This is a genomic window from Streptomyces sp. NPDC000878 (assembly GCF_053599695.1).
Window position 1 is genome coordinate 25,544 of sequence record NZ_JBSFMT010000068.1, and the last position, 17,342, is coordinate 42,885.

The 17,342-nt window shown below is 69.5% G+C and carries 16 protein-coding genes; 6 read left to right on the top strand and 10 right to left on the bottom strand.

All coding sequences use genetic code 11. The annotated features are described in order from the left end of the window. Positions 1–78: 78 nt before the first annotated feature. Both ACWDR4_RS39330 and ACWDR4_RS39335 read right to left on the bottom strand, forming a co-directional pair. The gene (locus ACWDR4_RS39330) at positions 79–225 is read right to left on the bottom strand and encodes an MFS transporter small subunit (protein ID WP_450415661.1); all 147 of its coding nucleotides are present in this window, start codon (positions 223–225) and stop codon (positions 79–81) included. After that, entirely contained in the window at positions 200–1,537 is a 1,338-nt protein-coding gene (locus ACWDR4_RS39335) for an OFA family MFS transporter (RefSeq protein ID WP_450415662.1), read from the bottom strand. Before ACWDR4_RS39335 ends, ACWDR4_RS39330 begins: the two co-directional genes overlap by 26 nt. A gap of 340 nt (positions 1,538–1,877) precedes the next feature. Between ACWDR4_RS39335 and fdhD the strand changes: the two genes are divergently transcribed. Further along, positions 1,878–2,735, top strand: coding sequence for a formate dehydrogenase accessory sulfurtransferase FdhD (gene fdhD, locus ACWDR4_RS39340; RefSeq protein ID WP_450415664.1), 858 nt, complete (start codon positions 1,878–1,880; stop codon positions 2,733–2,735). Positions 2,736–2,840: 105 nt separating this feature from the next. Here fdhD and ACWDR4_RS39345 read toward each other — a convergent pair whose 3' ends face one another. Then, positions 2,841–3,272: a MarR family winged helix-turn-helix transcriptional regulator gene (locus ACWDR4_RS39345; RefSeq protein ID WP_450415666.1), complete on the bottom strand. Its 432-nt coding sequence runs from the start codon at positions 3,270–3,272 to the stop codon at positions 2,841–2,843. Positions 3,273–3,606: 334 nt separating this feature from the next. Between ACWDR4_RS39345 and ACWDR4_RS39350 the strand changes: the two genes are divergently transcribed. Further along, positions 3,607–5,508 (top strand): exo-alpha-sialidase, encoded by a 1,902-nt coding sequence (locus tag ACWDR4_RS39350; RefSeq protein ID WP_450415668.1) that lies wholly within the window; start codon positions 3,607–3,609, stop codon positions 5,506–5,508. Here ACWDR4_RS39350 and ACWDR4_RS39355 read toward each other — a convergent pair. After that, positions 5,447–6,550: a bile acid:sodium symporter family protein gene (locus ACWDR4_RS39355; protein WP_450415710.1), complete on the bottom strand. Its 1,104-nt coding sequence runs from the start codon at positions 6,548–6,550 to the stop codon at positions 5,447–5,449. The genes ACWDR4_RS39350 and ACWDR4_RS39355 overlap by 62 nt on opposite strands. Positions 6,551–6,722: 172 nt before the next feature. Here ACWDR4_RS39355 and ACWDR4_RS39360 point away from each other — a divergent pair, with 172 nt between their 5' ends. Both ACWDR4_RS39360 and ACWDR4_RS39365 read left to right on the top strand, forming a co-directional pair. Further along, positions 6,723–7,586 carry a LysR substrate-binding domain-containing protein gene (locus ACWDR4_RS39360; RefSeq protein WP_450415670.1) on the top strand — a complete coding sequence of 288 codons (864 nt, stop codon included), beginning with the start codon at positions 6,723–6,725 and terminating at the stop codon, positions 7,584–7,586. Positions 7,587–7,934: 348 nt separating this feature from the next. Then, the gene (locus tag ACWDR4_RS39365; protein WP_450415671.1) at positions 7,935–9,761 is read left to right on the top strand and encodes an AMP-dependent synthetase/ligase; all 1,827 of its coding nucleotides are present in this window, start codon (positions 7,935–7,937) and stop codon (positions 9,759–9,761) included. A 5-nt stretch (positions 9,762–9,766) separates the two neighbouring features. On the opposite strand, the gene ACWDR4_RS39370 is transcribed toward ACWDR4_RS39365, so the two are convergent. Genes ACWDR4_RS39370 through ACWDR4_RS39380 form a run of 3 tightly spaced genes read right to left on the bottom strand, consistent with a single transcriptional unit; the run spans position 9,767 to position 12,744 of the window. After that, positions 9,767–11,686 (bottom strand): discoidin domain-containing protein, encoded by a 1,920-nt coding sequence (locus ACWDR4_RS39370; RefSeq protein ID WP_450415672.1) that lies wholly within the window; start codon positions 11,684–11,686, stop codon positions 9,767–9,769. An 11-nt stretch (positions 11,687–11,697) separates the two neighbouring features. Continuing rightward, positions 11,698–12,489: a Tat pathway signal sequence domain protein gene (locus ACWDR4_RS39375; protein ID WP_450415674.1), complete on the bottom strand. Its 792-nt coding sequence runs from the start codon at positions 12,487–12,489 to the stop codon at positions 11,698–11,700. Positions 12,490–12,504: 15 nt separating this feature from the next. Further along, on the bottom strand, positions 12,505–12,744 hold the full coding sequence (locus ACWDR4_RS39380) for a hypothetical protein (RefSeq protein WP_450415713.1): 240 nt from the start codon (positions 12,742–12,744) through the stop codon (positions 12,505–12,507). A gap of 342 nt (positions 12,745–13,086) precedes the next feature. Here ACWDR4_RS39380 and ACWDR4_RS39385 point away from each other — a divergent pair, with 342 nt between their 5' ends. Continuing rightward, positions 13,087–13,923: an aldo/keto reductase gene (locus tag ACWDR4_RS39385; RefSeq protein ID WP_450415676.1), complete on the top strand. Its 837-nt coding sequence runs from the start codon at positions 13,087–13,089 to the stop codon at positions 13,921–13,923. A gap of 50 nt (positions 13,924–13,973) precedes the next feature. On the opposite strand, the gene ACWDR4_RS39390 is transcribed toward ACWDR4_RS39385, so the two are convergent. The 3 genes from ACWDR4_RS39390 to ACWDR4_RS39400 form a co-directional block, all read right to left on the bottom strand. Next, complete coding sequence (locus ACWDR4_RS39390; RefSeq protein WP_450415677.1) at positions 13,974–14,540, bottom strand: VOC family protein; 567 nt, start codon at positions 14,538–14,540, stop codon at positions 13,974–13,976. A 105-nt stretch (positions 14,541–14,645) separates the two neighbouring features. Continuing rightward, positions 14,646–15,347 carry an SDR family oxidoreductase gene (locus tag ACWDR4_RS39395; protein ID WP_450415678.1) on the bottom strand — a complete coding sequence of 234 codons (702 nt, stop codon included), beginning with the start codon at positions 15,345–15,347 and terminating at the stop codon, positions 14,646–14,648. A 101-nt stretch (positions 15,348–15,448) separates the two neighbouring features. Then, positions 15,449–16,345: a class I SAM-dependent methyltransferase gene (locus ACWDR4_RS39400; protein WP_450415680.1), complete on the bottom strand. Its 897-nt coding sequence runs from the start codon at positions 16,343–16,345 to the stop codon at positions 15,449–15,451. A gap of 156 nt (positions 16,346–16,501) precedes the next feature. Here ACWDR4_RS39400 and ACWDR4_RS39405 point away from each other — a divergent pair, with 156 nt between their 5' ends. Further along, positions 16,502–17,272: a phytanoyl-CoA dioxygenase family protein gene (locus ACWDR4_RS39405; RefSeq protein ID WP_450415682.1), complete on the top strand. Its 771-nt coding sequence runs from the start codon at positions 16,502–16,504 to the stop codon at positions 17,270–17,272. The last annotated feature ends 70 nt before the right edge of the window (positions 17,273–17,342 follow it).

A 17,342-nucleotide genomic window follows, 5' to 3' on the forward strand; every position in this document is an offset into this window, starting at 1 on the left:
AGTACGACGGCACGCGATGCCACAGGATTCACGCGGCCGGGTTGTCGGCTTCCATCAGACCCCATGGCGACCGAACACCTACCCCGTGAACAGCTGTGTCGCCTTCTGTACCAGTTCGTAGACCCCGTAGCAGAGCGGCGCCCCCACCCACAGCCAGGCGAACGCGATCAGGGGCCGCCGGTCGGGCGGGCCCGCGCTCTCAGACGGACTGCTCTCGCTGGACATCGGCGGCCTCCTTCGGTACGGGGATGTGGTGGCGGGGGTCGACGGGGCGGACGAGTTCGTTGGCGACGAAGCCGACGGCGAGCAGTCCGATCATGATGTAGAACGACATCCCGTAGAGGGCGGAGCCGGTCTTGCCGGCCTCCTCCTGCCGGTCGGCTATCCAGTTGACGATCAGCGGGCCGAGGACACCGGCCGTGGACCAGGCGGTGAGCAGCCGCCCGTGGATCGCGCCGACCTGGTAGGTCCCGAAGAGGTCCTTCAGATAGGCGGGGATGGTGGCGAAGCCGCCGCCGTAGAAGGAGAGGATCACCAGCGCGCACAGGATGAACAGCGGCTTCGAGGAGTCCCCGAACCAGGCGATCGACGCGTACATCAGCGCGCCCACGCCCAGGTAGACGCGGTAGATGTTCTTGCGGCCGATCAGGTCGGAGGTGGACGACCAGCCGATCCGGCCCGCCATGTTGGCCGCCGACAGCAGCGCGACGAAGCCGGCCGCCGCCGACACCGAGACCGGTGTGGAACTGTCCGCGAAGAAGTCCTTGATCATCGGCGCGGCCTTCTCCAGGATGCCGATGCCCGCGGTCACGTTCATGCAGAGGATGACCCACAGGCACCAGAACTGCGGGGTCCGCACGGCACTGCGCGCGGAGACCTGGACGCCCGAGAGGGCACTGGGCCCGCTCGCCGCGCCCCCGGCGGCGGGCTTGTCGGTGCGCGGCACCCGCACCAGGAGCACCCCGAGCGACATGAACACGGCGTACGACAGTCCGTGCACAAGGAAGGCGAGCGCGATCCCGGAGCTGTCGGAACCGAACGACTCCAGCATCTGCGCCGACCAGGGCGAGGCGATGAGCGCGCCGCCGCCGAAGCCCATGATCGCGATGCCGGTGGCCATGCCGGGCCGGTCCGGGAACCACTTGATCAGGGTGGAGACGGGCGAGATGTAGCCGATACCGAGGCCGATGCCGCCGACGAAGCCGTAGCCGAAGACGATCAGCCAGTACTGCTCGGTGGCGGCGCCGAGCGAGGCGATCAGGAAGCCGGAGGAGAAGCAGACCAGGGCGACGGTCATGGCCCAGCGTGGCCCGTTGCGCTCGACGAGGGTGCCGCCGAACGCGGCGGACAGGCCGAGCATGACGATGCCGAGCTGGAAGGGCAGTGCGCTCTGTGTGCCGCTGAGGCCGAGGGCTGATTCCAGCGGCGGCTTGAAGACGCTCCAGGCGTAGGCCTGACCGATGGAGAGATGGACCGAGAGGGCGGCCGGAGGAACGAGCCAGCGGCTCCAGCCGGGTGGCGCTACGGGGGGACTCATGATCCCGGACGATAGGAACCGGCCGCATGGTTGGGAAGGCGGCCGGTCGAACTCGCCGACCGTATGCGGTGAGCGGTATCCGGGCTGCGCCGAACGGTCGTTCGGACCGGACGAACGGTTTGCCGGAGCCGCGCCGAGCACCACTTCCGAGCCACGGACACCTCGCCCGGCCCGTCCGACCCGTGCCGTAACCCTTGCCGACGCCACCGCCATACTGTAGACAATATTCGCCAGCGCGGTTCGGCCTCACGGCCACCGCACGTCGCTCCTCGCCCGTGCAGGACAATGAGACCGTGAAGGCCACCCACCAGCACGTACAGAACCGGGGCTGATCAAGGACATGGGACGAGTCACGGAACGACGCAAGGTGATCCGCATCCGCGACGGCGCGGTCTCCGCCCGTCCGGACACCCTCGTCGCCGAGGAACCCCTGGAGATCCGGCTCAACGGCAAGCCGATCGCCATCACCATGCGGACCCCGGGCGACGACTTCGCGCTGGCCGCCGGCTTCCTGGTGAGCGAGGGCGTGCTCGCCGAGGGGCGCGAACTCCAGAACATCGTGTACTGCGCGGGCGCCACGGAGGACGGCTCGAACACGTACAACGTGGTGGACGTGCGCACTGCGCCGGACGTGGTGCTGCCCGACATCACGCTGGAGCGGAACGTGTACACGACGTCCTCGTGCGGCCTGTGCGGCAAGGCGAGTCTGGACGCCGTCCGTACGACGGCCCGCTGGGCGATCGACGACGGCGCCGACGCTCCCCCGGTCCGGCTGACACCCGAGCTGCTCGCGAGCCTCCCCGACCGGCTCCGCGCGTCCCAACGGGTGTTCGAGCGGACCGGGGGCCTGCACGCGGCGGCCCTGTTCACGGAGGAGGGCGAGCTGCTCGACATCCGTGAGGACGTGGGCCGGCACAACGCGGTCGACAAGCTGGTCGGCCGGGCGCTGCAGAACGGCCGGCTGCCGCTGTCCCGGACGATCCTGCTGGTTTCGGGCCGGGCCTCGTTCGAGCTGGCGCAGAAGGCGGTCATGGCCGGGATTCCGGTGCTGGCGGCCGTCTCGGCGCCCTCGTCGCTCGCCGTCGACCTGGCGGCCGAGTCGGGGCTGACGCTGGTGGGGTTCCTCCGGGGCGCCAACATGAACGTGTACGCGGGCGAGGACCGCATCGCCCTGCAAGCCGCGGCCTCCCAAGGCTGACCGGGCCTCCCAGGGCTGACCGGCTTCCCCGCGGCACGGCGGCGGGGCCCCGAACGGCGGGGAGCGCCCCCTGCGCCGTGGGGCCCCGCCTCTACCACCGCTCAGCTACCCGGCGCCCGAGACCCGGGTGAGCAGGGACGTCAACAGTTCGCGTTCCACAACCGTGAGCGGCGCCAGCAGCTCGTCGTTGGCCTTGCGCGCGGCCCGCTCACAGCGGGTCAGCAGCCGCCGTCCGTCCGCCGTGACCGACACCGCGTTCTTGCGGCGATCGTGCGGGTCGGGTGCGCGGACGACCAGTCCGGCGTCCTGGAGGTCGTTGAGGACGCCGACCATGTCCTTGGCGTCGAGCCCCACCCCGCGCACCAGTTCGGCCTGCGCGACCGGGCCCAGCTCCGCGACGGCGGAGAGCACCACGTGATGCCACATCTTCAGCCCTTCACGGGCCAGCGCGGCGGCGACCAGCGCCCGCCCGCGGTCGGCTGCCCTCCCCAGGATCCAGCTGGGGAGGACGCGTATCGAACGAAGTTCGGCAGACATAAGAAAAGCCTAGCGAATAATCATTGGACCTCCCAACGGTTATACGTTTATCGTTGGGGCTCCCAATGGTTTTCGCGGAGGTGCGGTGTGGTCGGTGTCGTCGGCGCGGTCCCGCACGGCCGAATACCAAGGTTGTCCTGAACCCGCGACACGCGGTTCTTGTGGGGCAGCTGAGCAGCCAACTACCGTCTGATGCGCGCAAGTTGGACGTGGGATGTCCGGATTTCCGGATGCCCGGTTGTTCAGATGTCCAGACCTCTGAAATCCCCCACCCACGTTCAGAACTCTGAAGTCCAGACGCATGAAGTCCAGACGTTGAAGGGCAGGGCCGCACATGCCGTCAAGTCTTCGCGCACGTCTCAGATCCACCCTCACGGCCGTGTGCACCACGGCCGCTCTGCTGTTCGCGCTGCCGAGCCCCGCGGGCGCCGAACAGGCCACCCCGACGGCCACGTTCGAGCAGCAGGTGCTCTTCCGGGCCTCCCAGGACCCCGGCTACGCCTGCTACCGCATCCCGGCCGTCGTCCGGACCCTGAAGGGAACGCTGCTGGCCTTCTCCGAGGGGCGGAGGGACAACTGCGGGGACGCCGGTGACATCGACATCGTCGTCAAGCGGTCCACCGACGACGGGCTGACCTGGGGACCGCTCCAGGTCGTCAACGACGGCGGGGCCGACACCCACGGCAACCCGGCGCCGATCGTGGACCGGCAGACCGGCCGCATCCTCCTGGCGGAGACCTGGAACACGGGCCGGGGCGGCGGCAACTGCCCGGTGCCCTGCGACCGCAGCCCCCATCTGCAGTACAGCGACGACGACGGACTGACCTGGTCCGAGCCGCGCGACCTCAGCGCCGAGATCATGCCGCCCGAGTGGAACTCCTGGTACGCGACGGGCCCCGTCCACGGCCTCCAGCTCACTCGGGGGGCACACGCGGGCCGGCTCGTCTTCGGCGTCAACACCGAGACGTGGGACGGCAGCCGGATCAGCGCCAACCACGCCGCGCTGATCATCAGCGACGACGGCGGCGACCACTGGAAGGTCGGCGCCACCGACAGCTGGCCGATCGCGGCGGACGGCACCTTCCGGCAGAAACCCTCCGAAGTGACGCTCACCGAGCGCCCGGACGGGGTGATCCTGGTCAGCGGGCGCGAACAGGACGGAACCGATCTCGGACACCGCACCCAGGCCTTCAGCGCCGACGGCGGCAGCAGCTTCCAAACCCCGTTCCACACCCTCCCGGACCTCTACGCACCCCAGGTCCAGTGCTCCACCGTCGACTTCGGCGCCCGCGTGCTGCTGGCCTGCCCGGGCGATCCCGACCGGCGCCGGACGATGATGATCCGCTCCTCGTACGACGGCGGGCGCACCTGGGACAGCGTGGACCGGGGCACGGTCGTCACCCGGGACTGGTCGGGCTACTCCGATCTGGTGAAGATCGACAACCAGACGGTGGGCCTGCTGTACGAGGGCGGCGCCGTCGACGCACGCGACGAGATCCGCTTCGCCCGCTTCACCGAGGACTGGCTGACCCCGGCGCGCGGTCCCGACCCGACCACCCCCGACCTCGCCCCGCAGGCCCGTCCGGCCGCCGTCCTCGGCGGTGCCGCGCAGACCTCCGGGGTGTTCGGCGGCGGCGCACTGGAGTTCGACGGCGTGGACGACGCCGTACGCCTCCCGTACAGCGACCGGCTGCCGCTGGGCACGAAGGACTTCACGGTGGCCCTCTGGTTCCGTACCACGGCGACGACGGGTGACCGGCCGCTGCTGTGGATGGGCGGGGTCGGCTCGACCCAGCCGCAGGTCTGGCTCCGCGCCGAGCCCGCGAGCAACCGTGTCCGGGGGCTGATGACCGTCCGGGACGGCGCGTCGGCGGTCAGGACGGCGTCGGCGACCTCCGTGGGCACGTACAACGACGGGCAGTGGCACTTTGCCGCTCTGCGTCGTGGCGGTGGGCAGTTCACGCTCTTCGTCGACGGTACGGCGGTGAGTGTGGCGGACGTTGCCGGGTCTGTCAGTCGCAACTCGGCGTTCGGGGTGCATGTCGGGGAGCGGATGGACAGTCTGCAGCACTTCAGTGGTGCGATCGACGATGTGCGGGTGTGGGACCGGGCGTTGGGTACGGCGGAGCTGTCCGCTGCGGCCATGACCGCGACGGTGGATCCGGCTGCGGCCACTAGCGATACGGTGCTTTGGCTGCCTCTGGATCAGGTGAACGCGAGTCGCTCCGGGCGATAGGTGGTTCGTCGGCCGCGGGTCCGGTGGGGGCTTGTCGCGCAGTTCCCCGCGCCCCTGTCGGGGGGCGCGAGCGCCCACCCGACCCCACCTGGTCCGCGGCCATCGGGTCCTGGGAGCGGCGTTTGGCTATGACCGCGCAGACCATCAGCTGCATCTGGTGGAAGAGCATCAGGGGCAGTACGGCCAGTGCGGCCTGGGGGCCGAACAGGACGCTCGCCATGGGGAGTCCGGCTGCCAGGGACTTCTTCGAGCCGGCGAACTGGATCGCGATCCGGTCCTCGCGGTTGAAGCGGAGCGCCTTGCCGCCGTACCAGGTGAGCGTCAGCATCACCGCGAGCAGTACGGCCTCGACGACCAGCAGTCCGGCCAGCCGGGCCGGGCTGACCTGGTGCCAGATGCCCTCGACCATGCCCTCGCTGAACGCGGTGTAGACGACGAGGAGGATCGAGCCCCGGTCGACCAGCCCGAGCACCTTCTTGTGCCGGGTGATGAACGCGCCGATCCAGCGCCGCAGCAGCTGCCCGGCGACGAACGGGACCAGCAGCTGGAGCACGATCTCGAGGAGCGAGTCGAGCGAGAAGCCGCCGCCGGTGCTGCCGAGCAGGGTGGCCGCGAGCAGCGGGGTGACGACGATGCCGACGAGGGAGGAGAAGGAGCCCGCGCAGATCGCGGCGGGCACATTGCCCCGGGCCATCGAGGTGAAGGCGATCGACGACTGGATCGTGGACGGGACGAGGGTGAGGAAGAGCAGGCCGGTGTAGAGGTCGTGGGTCAGGAACACCGGTTCGAGTCCCCGGGCGGCCAGGCCGAGCAGCGGGAAGACGACGAACGTACAGGCGAGGACCGTGACGTGCAGCCGCCAGTGCTTGAGTCCCTCCAGCGCCTCGCGGGTGGAGAGCCGGGCGCCGTAGAGAAAGAAGAGGAAGGCGATGGCGGCCGTGGAGGCACCGGATGCGACGTCGGCACCCGTCCCGCGCGCCGGGAGGAGTGCCGCGAGCCCTACCGTCCCGAGCAACAGCAGGATGTAGGGGTCGATCGGCATCCAGCTCGGCCACTTCAGGCGTTTCACGGTGCTCCACTACTTCAGGGACAGGGACGTCAGGTTCAAGGACGGTCGTGCCCTTTCCATCGTCCTCCTCGGGTTCGTGATCGGGAATCCCGTACACCGCTCTGACTGTCATCACGTCTCGCGATAACGCGCTAGCGTGGAGGGCGTGTACGACCCCTCTCATCTGCGGACCTTTCTGACCGTGGCGCAGACGCTCAGTTTCACGCAGGCCGCCCGGCGGCTCGGGCTGCGTCAGTCGACGGTCAGCCAGCATGTGCGGCGGCTGGAGGACGCGGCCGGACGGCAGCTGTTCACCCGGGACACGCACTCCGTGGAGCTGACCGAGGACGGCGAGGCGATGCTCGGTTTCGCCCGCCGCATCCTGGACGTGCACGAGCAGGCGACGGCGTTCTTCACGGGCACGCGGCTGCGCGGCCGGCTGCGGTTCGGCGCGTCGGAGGACTTCGTACTGACCCGGCTGCCGGAGATCCTGGAGGGCTTCCGGTCCGACCATCCCGAGGTCGATCTGGAGCTGACCGTGGAGCTGTCGGGCACCCTGCACGAGCAACTGGCCGCCGGGAAACTGGACCTCGTCCTGGCCAAGCGGCGCCCCGAGGACCCGCACGGCGAGCCGGTGTGGCACGACGAGCTGGTGTGGATCGGCGCGGAACGGCTCCGGCTGGACCCCGACCGCCCGGTGCCGCTGATCGTGTACCCGCCGCCGGGCATCACCCGCGCGCTCGCCATGGAGGCCCTGGAGCGGCAGGGCCGGGCCTGGCGCGTCGCCTGCACCAGTGGCAGCCTCAACGGGCTGATCGCGGCGGCCCGGGCGGGCCTGGGTGTGATGGCCCACTCGCGCGGACTGATCCCGCCCGGCCTGGTCCGCGTACCCGACCGCTTCGGGCTGCCGGAGCTGGGCCGGGTCGACTTCGTCCTGGTCCACGGCCATCGTCGAACGTCGGCCCAGAGCGCGGCGGACGCGCTGGCGGCGGCGATCCTCACGAGCGGGGACCGGCTGCACCGGCGTTAGGGCCTGTCGCGCCGACAGCCGCGATCCAGATCCAGGTGTGACAAAAACGGCGTCCGGGACGCAGACAGAGAGGGTGAAGCGGTCGACCGAAGGGCTTCTGGAACCTTAAAGAGCGTCCCAAGAGGCCTGGTACGGGCGGTGATCGGGTCGGTCGGATTCGGTGGAGATTGCGGAGCCGAAACGTACTTCGACGTAAGAAATTCTGTCCGTCCCCTACCCATACAGACGTATTTTCCGCCCGGCGACGGCGCCGAAGCTGAACACCGTTCGGCTTGGTACCCCCTCCCGCACCACAGACCTGTGGGGTAGCTTTCACCGCGCCGAGCCGGAGCGTCACTAGGAGCGGGTTTGCGCGAATTCACCAACCCTCCGTTGGCGTTGGCGCCGCCCGTGGGCGGTCTGGCCGACGTGGTCTACGAGCATGCCCAGGAAGACCCCCTCCGGGTCGCGCTCGGCCGCAAGGACGAGGCCGGCCAGTGGCGGGACGTGACCGCGGGCGAGTTCCGCGACGAGGTTCTCGCCCTCGCCAAGGGCCTGCTCGCACAGGGCATCCGGTTCGGGGACCGCGTCGCGATCATGTCCCGTACGCGCTACGAGTGGACGCTCTTCGACTACGCGCTCTGGACGATCGGCGCCCAGGTGGTGCCCGTCTATCCGACGTCCTCCGCCGAGCAGGTCTTCTGGATGCTGTACGACGCCGAGGTGACGGCGGCGATGGTGGAGCACGAGGACCACGCGATGACCATCGCCACGGTCATCGACCGGCTCCCCCAACTGCGTCAGTTGTGGCAGCTCGACGTGGGGGCCGTACAGGAGCTGTACGAGGCCGGCGCGCACCTCGACGACGAGATGGTGCACCGGCAGCGGCTCGCGGTCACGCCCGATTCGACGGCGACGATCATCTACACCTCCGGCACCACGGGCCGCCCCAAGGGCTGTGTCATCACCCACGCCAACTTCATGTTCGAGGCGGACACGGTCATCGAGCGCTGGGAACCGGTGTTCCACTCCAGGAAGGGCGACGAGGCGGCGACTCTCCTCTTTCTCCCCCTCGCGCATGTCTTCGGCCGGATGGTGCAGGTCGCCGCGATCCGTGGCGGGGTGCGTTTCGGCCATCAGCCGCAGCTGAACGCGGCGGCACTGCTGCCCGACCTGGCCGCGTTCAAGCCGACGTTCTTCCTCGGGGTGCCGTACATCTTCGAGAAGGTCTTCAACGCGGCCCGCCGCAAGGCCGAGCGGGAGGGCAAGGCGGGCCCCTTCGAGAAGGCCGTCGAGATCGCGGTGCGTTACGCGGAGGCGGTGGAGGAGAAGGCCTGGGACCTGGGCCCCGGCCCGTCGGCGGGCCTGCGGATGCAGCACCAGCTCTTCGAGAAGCTCGTCTACTCCAAGATCCGGGCCGCGATGGGTGGACGCGTCCGGCACGCCATGACGGGCGGTTCGGGGATGGACCGGCGCCTCGGGCTGTTCTTCGCGGGCGCGGGCGTCCACATCTACGAGGGCTACGGCCTCACCGAGACGACGGCGGCGGCCACCGCGAACCCGCCCGAGCGCACCCGGTACGGCACGGTCGGCCAGGCCATCCCGGGCATGACCGTGCACATCGCGGACGACGGCGAGATCTGGCTGCGCGGCGACAACGTCTTCCAGGGCTATCTGAACAACCAGAAGGCGACGGACGCGACCCTGCACGACGGCTGGCTCGCCACCGGCGACCTGGGCTCCCTCGACGACGACGGCTTCCTCACGATCACCGGCCGCAAGAAGGAGATCCTGGTGACGTCGGGCGGCAAGAGCGTCTCCCCCGGGGCCCTGGAGGAACGCGTCCGGGACCACCCTCTCGTCGCCCAGTGCATCCTGGTCGGCAACGACCGCCCGTACATCGCGGCCCTGGTCACCCTGGACCAGGAGGCGGTCGAGCACTGGCTCACGATGCGCGACAAGCCCCAGCTGACCCCGACGGAACTGGTGCGCGACCCGGACCTGGAGAAGGAGGTGCGGCGCGCGGTGGTCGCCGCGAACACCCTTGTCTCCAAGGCCGAGTCGATCCGTACCTTCCGCATCCTCGCCCAGCCGTTCACCGAGGAACACGGTCTGCTGACGCCGTCCCTGAAGCTGAAGCGCAAGGCGATCGAGAACGCGTACGCGAAGGAGGTCGAGGCCCTGTACCGGGCCTGACCCCTTCAGCGGGCCCAACTGACGTCCAGGGCGGCCCTCGTGGTCGGTGTGGCGTACGCCGTGCCGATCCATGCCTCGTCGATCCGCAGCCGCTGGTAGCGGGTGGTGTCGGTGGCGGCGGCCCAGGTGGAGTCGACTTCCAGGCGGACGTACCGGGCGTTGGCCGCGGTGAGGTCAATGCCCTGGATTCCACGGTGACTTGGGAGTTGCCCGGTCTTGACCGCGCTCCCCCAGTTCGAGCCGTCGTCACTCAGATAGACCTGGTAGTCCTTGATCCGCGCCGACTGCTCGGTGGCGGAGCGGGCGTAGGCGACGGAGTCCTCGCGCTGGTTGAGCCCGATGTACCGGACCCGCTTCACCGAGCCGAGGTCGAAGGTCAGGTCGACCGGCAGGGTCTTGTCGCTGTCCCAATAGGTGAGGTGGTCTCCGTCGGCGGCGGCCGATCCGGCGTGACCGCTCGCGGAGGCGCTCGCAGTCGTCGTGACGCCGGTCAGGATGCCCTGGCGGCCGGCCGTGGTGACCTTGAAGACGGTGTCGTACGGGTCCCAGTCCCCGAGCCCGGTCAGGGTGAGCGCGCCGCCGGACTGCGACCACGAAATGGCCGCGCCCGTACGGAGGTTGGTGACGGAGGCGATGCGGTAGCCGTTGTCGCGGATGCGCAGGGTGCTGGTGCTGGGCGGGGTCAGGACATGGACGTACTGCCGGTTGGGGTTCGCCTTGCTGATCGTCGTGACGCCATGAGCGCCGTCGTTCCAGAAGCCGGGCTTGAGGCCGCCGTACAGGTAGCCGCCGCCCTCGGTGCCGTGCAGGGACTGCCGGATGGGGGCGAGGTAGGAGTCGGCGAAGTCGTTGAAGGCGGCCTGGTTCGCCGGGAACTCGCCGTTGACCTGGGCGGTTTCGGCCATCAGTGCCTTCACCGAGGAGCCCGCGTTGGTGATCAGGCGGCCGAAGGTGAGTTTTCTGTCGACGGCCGGGTCGGAGCCGTCGTACCACCAGGCGCCGGTCGAGGGCAGCTTGAAGTCGGCCTCGGTCAGGCGGGGTTGGGCGGTGTAGACGGCCTGCGGATAGTCGTAGGCGGGGGTCATGCCCGTCTTCTGCTCGTTGCTGACCATGTCCATGATCGGCGTGTCTTCGTTGTTGTTGCTGAGCGTGTAGTTCGGGCGCCTCTCGTAGATCTGCCGGTAGAGGTCGTGGCTCTCCCAGTACGCGTTGTCGTTGTCGATCCAGAAGCCGCCGAGGTCGGGATAGCGGTCCATGACCTCGAAGAAGTTGTCGTAGCTGTACTGCCCGAAGCCCTCGCGGGTGGTCAGGTCGACGTTCGTGCCCTTGTGGGCGGAGTACGCGGCCGAGTCGAGCCACTCGTGGCCGCCCTCGGCGTGCCACTGGGGGTCGTCGGTCATGTAGAGGATGACCTTCAGGCCCTTGGACTTGGCCGCCGTGATCAGTTCGCCGAGGAAGTCCCGTTCGGTGGAGCAGGATCCGGGGATGTCCGACGGCCAGGCACGGGCGTAGCCGAGGCGGCTGTGGAAGCTGGCGAGGACGAGGTACTGGGTGTGCAGCTTCTGTGCCTCCCGCACCCAGTAGTCCGGCGTCCAGCCGCCGGCCGTGACGTCGTCCTCCCAGGCGGTGCAGTCGGTGTGGGCGGGCGCGGTGCGCAGACCCCAGTGCAGGAACAGGCCGCCGACGGAGTTGCGCAGGAACTCCTGGCGGGGGTTCTCCAGGTCGCGCGGAGCGGCTGCGACGGCCTTGTCGACGGCGGAGGTGGCAGAGATGGCGGAGGTGGCGGAGATGGCGGCGGGTTGTCGCGGGGCCGGGAGGGCGGTCGAGGGGTTGGTCAGCCCGAGGACGACGGCGAGGGCGAGGGCGAGGGCGAGCAGGACGGTCGTCGCAGCGCCACGGGTTCGGAGCGTGGGGGGTGGTGGCATGTGACGGCTCCTCAGACGAGTTGGTAGCCGCGGAGGTTGGTGAGCAGGAGGTAGGTGTCCTGGAGGGACCCGGAGGTGTCGCCGAGGGAGCGGTAGATGCCCCACTTCGGGCGCACCCGGTCGGCCAGGAAGGTGTCGACCCCGGTCTTCGAGGCGTCGATCACCGTCGAGCCGCCCGACGTGAGGATCCAGCGGACCGTGCCCGCCGAGCCGTTGCCGACCTTGATCTGGAAGTCGACATCGGTCCATTTGTTGTGCAGCGGCTCCAGGTTCGTACGGCCGATCAGGATGTTGTCGATGGCCAGCTTGAGTTCGATGGTCTGCACGCCGTTCACCCGGCGCAGCGACTGCACGACGAGCGGCGAGGTGCCGCTGCCCGGCTGCTTCATCTGCATGATGTGCGTGAAGGTGGTGGTCGCCTTGAGCGAGCTGGGGATGTACATCGAGTAGGTGACCCGCCAGGTCTGCCCCTCGGTCCACTTCAGGTAGTTGCTGCCGCTTCCGTTGCGCAGGCCGGTGACCTCCTGGCGCTGGCGGTCGGTCGAGGTGTCGCGGTCGACGGTGTGCATGTTGAAGCGCCAGTTGTTGCCGGTGGCGTAGATGTGCGGGTTCGCGGCGGTGTGGGAGTCGGCGCGGTCGTCCTCGATGGTCTCGAAGGCGCCGAGGCCGTTGGCGCTCGCCGACGGAGCCCACTTCTGCTGCCAGGAGGCGGCGTGGGCGGTGGTGGCGGTCGGCAGACCGACGGCCGCTCCGGCGGCCCCGCCCAGGGCGGCGCCCAGCAGTGTCCTTCTGGATGTACTCATGACACTCATCACCTCTCAGTTGTTCGTCGCGGTTGATTCGCCCGATCCGCCTGTTCGGCGCACTTGTTCGTTCATGATCAGGAAGGCGCCCAGGCCGTGGAAGTCGTTGGTGGCCCGGGTGCGGGCGATGCAGTACGCGTAGTCGCCGACGTTCGTGCCGATGGAGATGTCGGCGAGTTCGAAGTGCGGGGCGAGATAACGCTGTTGGGCGCCGCGCGCGAGGGGCGTCAGTGCCGTCTGTCGATGTCGTCCCATGGTGAGGCGGTCACCTTTTCATCCGATGTTTTCCGTGTCCCGACGTTTCAGTGGTCGCGGAAAGACGAGGGGTGGGGGGTTACGGCTACCCAGAGGGGCATAATTGTTCACATCCATGTACCGAGTTCATGAACTCAGCCGTCGGCGCGAACCAGCGTCGCGGCAGGACGTTCCGGGGTCAATGGTCCGGACCGAAGACGTCGGAGGGATTTCCGGCCAATCTCACTCCCCCGACGCCGACTCGTCGGTCGGTCCGGACGGATTCCCCGGACAGGAATGCGACACGGCCCGCGATCGTTGACGATGGGCGTACCACTCCGACGACTGAAGGATCGAGAGCTCGTGAGCAGCAAGGTCCCCCCGATCATCCTGAACAACGGCGTCGAGATGCCCCAGCTGGGCTTCGGCGTCTGGCAGGTGCCGGACGACGAGGCGGAGCGAGCGGTCGCCATCGCGCTGGAAACCGGGTATCGCAGCATCGACACAGCGGCGATCTACGGCAACGAAAAGGGCACCGGAAAGGCTCTCGCCTCATCCGGCGTCCCCCGCGAGGACCTCTTCGTCACCACCAAGCTCTGGAACGCCGACCAGGGATATGAGTCGACGCTCCGCGCCTTCGACACCTCCCTGGAGAAGCTCGGCCTGGAGTACGTCGACCTGTATCTGATCCACTGGCCGCAGCCGGCCAAGGGCAGCTTCGTCGACACGTACAAGGCGTTCGAGAAGCTCGCCGCGGACGGCCGCGCCCGGGCCATCGGTGTCTCCAACTTCCTTCCGGAGCACCTGGATCGGCTCCTCGCCGAGACGTCGGTCATCCCGGCCGTCAACCAGATCGAACTGCACCCGCACCTCCAGCAGCACGCGTCCCGCGAGTACCACGCGGAGCAGGGCATCGCCACGGAGGCCTGGTCCCCGCTCGGCTCCGGCAAGGGTCTGCTGGAGGTCCCCGCGATCGTGGCCATCGCCCAGAAGCACGGGCGTACGCCGGCCCAGGTCGTCCTGCGCTGGCACCTCCAGCTGGGCAACGTGGTGATCCCCAAGTCCGTGACGCCGGCCCGGATCAAGGAGAACATCGAGGTCTTCGACTTCAGCCTGGACACGGAGGACCTCGCGGCGATCAGCGCGCTCAACGAGGACCGGCGCCTGGGCCCGGACCCGGCGACCTTCGAGTCGGACTGATCCCTCGGCCGGCTGCCGGGACTATGCCCGAGGGGGCGCCACGCCCGCGTTCACCGCGAACGCGGCGCCCCACGGGTCGAGGAACGTCGCCTGGCGCCCGATCGCCTGCTGGGTCTCGGCCGGGTAGACGAGCGTGGCGCCCCGGGCGAGCGGCCGTCCCACGCGAACACCGCCTGGTAGAAGGCCTTCGCCGCCGGTACGTCCGTGGTGTAGTGCTGCGTCCACCGCAGGGCGCCGGGCGCGTCCACGAGGTCGAGAACCGGCGCCGGTCCGGGCCGCCGGAGGCCGAAGCGGACGCCGGTGGGGTCGGTGACGTACAGGACGCCGGTGCCGGCACAGGCACCGGCGTCCGCCGTCCGTTCGCCGCCGGCCGCCGCCACCGACCCGGCCGTCGTCTCCGCGTCCCGGGTGTGGAACGAGAGCACCCAGCCGCCGTCCACCGCATCGGCCTCGCGCACCCCGGCCACCCCGGCCACCGCGGCCCCGTCGAGCCGGAACACCTCGGCGTCCCGCTCCCAGCCGAACAGAGCCGCGTAGAACTCGCTCGCCGCCCGCACGTCAGGCGTACGCAGTTCGACCCAGTTCGGCGCGCCCGGTACCTGGTCGGACGTGAGCATGTACGGCCTCCGTGCCACGAGGAACTACCTGGATGTTCTTAGCATCTCAGACAATTAACCTTCCCCGCACGGCGGTTGATGGACTGTCGGCCGGTCGGGCAGCGGTCAGACGGGCTGCCCGATCGGCCGTACGACCACGGTGTTGACGTCGACTCCCTCCGGCTGCCGGATCGCCCAGACGATCGAGTCGGCCAGCTGGTCGGCCGTCAGCAGATGCCCCGGCGGGAGGCTGCCGTAGCTGTCCCAGAACGGGGTCTCGACGCGCCCGGGGGCCACCAGCGTCACACCGACGCCGAACTCCGTGACCTGGCGTCGGGTGTTCTCGGCCAGGCCGGTCACCGCCCACTTGGTCGCCCCGTAGATGTTGCCCGGCCCGTGGATGAACCCGGCGACACTGCCGACCAGCACGATCCGGCCCCGGGTCTCCTTCAGCGCGTCGATCGATGCCCTGATGAGCAGCGCGGGCCCGAGCACGTTGGTCAGCACCATCTCGGTCCAGCCGGCCGGGTCACCCTCGGCGACGGTGTCGTGGGTGCCGAACCCGGCGTTGGCGATGACCGTGTCCAGCCGCCCGAACTCCTTGAGCGCCGTCTCGACCGCGCCGCGCACGTGGTCGTACTCGGCGGCGTTGCCCTGGATCGTCAACAACCCCTCCGGGCGACCGAGTTCCTCGGCGAAGTCACGCAACCGCTCCTCGCCCCGGCCGGTGACGACGACCCGGTGACCGGCGCCGAGCAGCTGCCGTGCGACGGCGGCGCCGATGCCGCTGCCGCCACCGGTGATGAGCGCGACGGGTGATTCGGACATGGTTCCCCCTGTGTGTGCCGTACGTGAGTCGTGAACGGCGGAGAGTCCATCACTTGAAGCGCCCTCCAAGTCAAGGGAGTTGGGGATGCGCTCCGACTCGGCTATTCGTTCGGCTTCGTGCCCGTGTAGAGCGTGTGCGTGGCCAGGACGAAGAGGTCGGGGCGGTGGTGGAGGCTCGCCTTGTCGTCGGGGTCGAGGAGACGGTCGAGGGTGGCACGGTCGTCGGCGTCCAGCTCGTCCGCGAACATCGTGCGGCGCCGGTCGAAGACACCGATCACATAGGCGCGGGCCTCGTCCGTGAGCGGGGCGGGGAGGTCGAGGAGGAAGGCACGGGTGCCGGAGGGGCGCAGACCGGCGGCGGTGAGCAGGGCCGGCCAGTCCTCGGTCTCGCGTACATGGCCGCGCAGGGTGGTGCGCATCTCGCTGAACCAGGACTGCTCGATCAGGTCCATCCGCGTCTCCAGGCCAGGGCGCCCGAAGCCGAGGTCGCGCGGCAGGTTCCGCTCCGGGAGGCCGCCCTCCATGACGGCGAGTGTGCCGCCCGGCGCGAGCACGGCCGCGAGTGCGGCGAGCGCGGCCCGCTGGTCGCCGACGTGATGCACGACCCGGCTCGACCACACCAGGTCGGCGGGGTACTCCAACTCGCCGAGCCCGTCCGGGAGTTCCGCCTCGACGGTGCTGAAGCGGTCGGCGTTGCCGAGGCGTTCGGCGTTCTCGCGGGCCCGCTCCAGGAGCGCCGGCGAACTGTCCGCCGCGACGATGCGTGCCACGGGGAACGCCTCCGCGAAGAAGCCCGAGATGATGCCGGGGCCACAGCCCGCGTCGACGATCAGCCCCGGTTCGGGCTGCTGCCGGTGCAGCCAGGCCAGGGCGTCGGCGTAGAGCGGCGCGAACAGCTCGGCCTGCCCCTCCAGCATGGGGATCATCTTGCCGAAGTCGATGTCGCCGCGGTCGTGTGCGTCGGCGTGCTCATGAGTGTGCTGGTGCTGATGGGCCATGGTCTACGGGCCTCCCGTTGTCGTTGGCACCAGCCTGCTCCGACCCCGCCGACCGGGCCAGTTCTGTTGCCGTAACGGCAAACGAGAATCTCCTCCTCGACCACCCACGGCAAAAACCGGATGCGCGTGCCCACCCCGCTCCCCCACGATGTCCGCATGGACGACGATCTGGTGGAGCGCTTCCTCGAAGACGGGTTCGTGAAGATCGAGGGCGCCTTCCCGCCGCGTGTCGCCGAGCACTGCGCACGGCTGCTGTGGCGGGAGACGGGATGCGACCCGGACGACCCCGGCACCTGGACGAAGCCGGTGCACTGGGTGTCGGACATGGCGCAGGGCCCGTTCGCCGCCGCGGTCAACACCCCTGTGCTGCATGAGGCGTTCGACGTGCTGGTGGGCGAGGGCCGCTGGGCGTCGCGCTACTCCCTGGGCAGCTTCCCGCTGCGCTTCCCGCACGAGGAGGAACCGGACGACGCGGGCTGGCACATCGAGGGGAGCTACGCCGTCGAGGGCGCCGACTGGCCGTATACGAACCTCCGTTCCCGGGACCGGTCCCTGCTGATGCTGTTCCTGTTCAGTGAGGTCGGCGAGGCGGACGCCCCGACACGCATCCGGGTCGGCTCGCATCTGGACGTACCGCCCCTGCTGGAGCCGTACGGCGAGGAGGGCGTCTCGGGCCTGGAACTGGCACCCGACCTGGTCAGGGCCTCGGCACACCGCCCGCTCGCCTACGCCACCGGTCGCCCCGGCGACGTATACCTCTGCCACCCCTTCCTGATCCACGCGGCCCAGCCCCACCACGGCACCCGCCCCCGCTTCATGGCCCAGCCCCCACTGCACCCGACGGCCCCGTACGAACTGAACCGCACGGACAAGAACCACTCGGCAGTGGAGTTCGCGATCCGCCAGGGCCTGGGGAAGAGCAATTGAAGCCCCCTGGCGGACCACGACTTACCTCTCCTGACGAACGCGGGTGCGCATGGCGCCTTTTAGGGGCGCG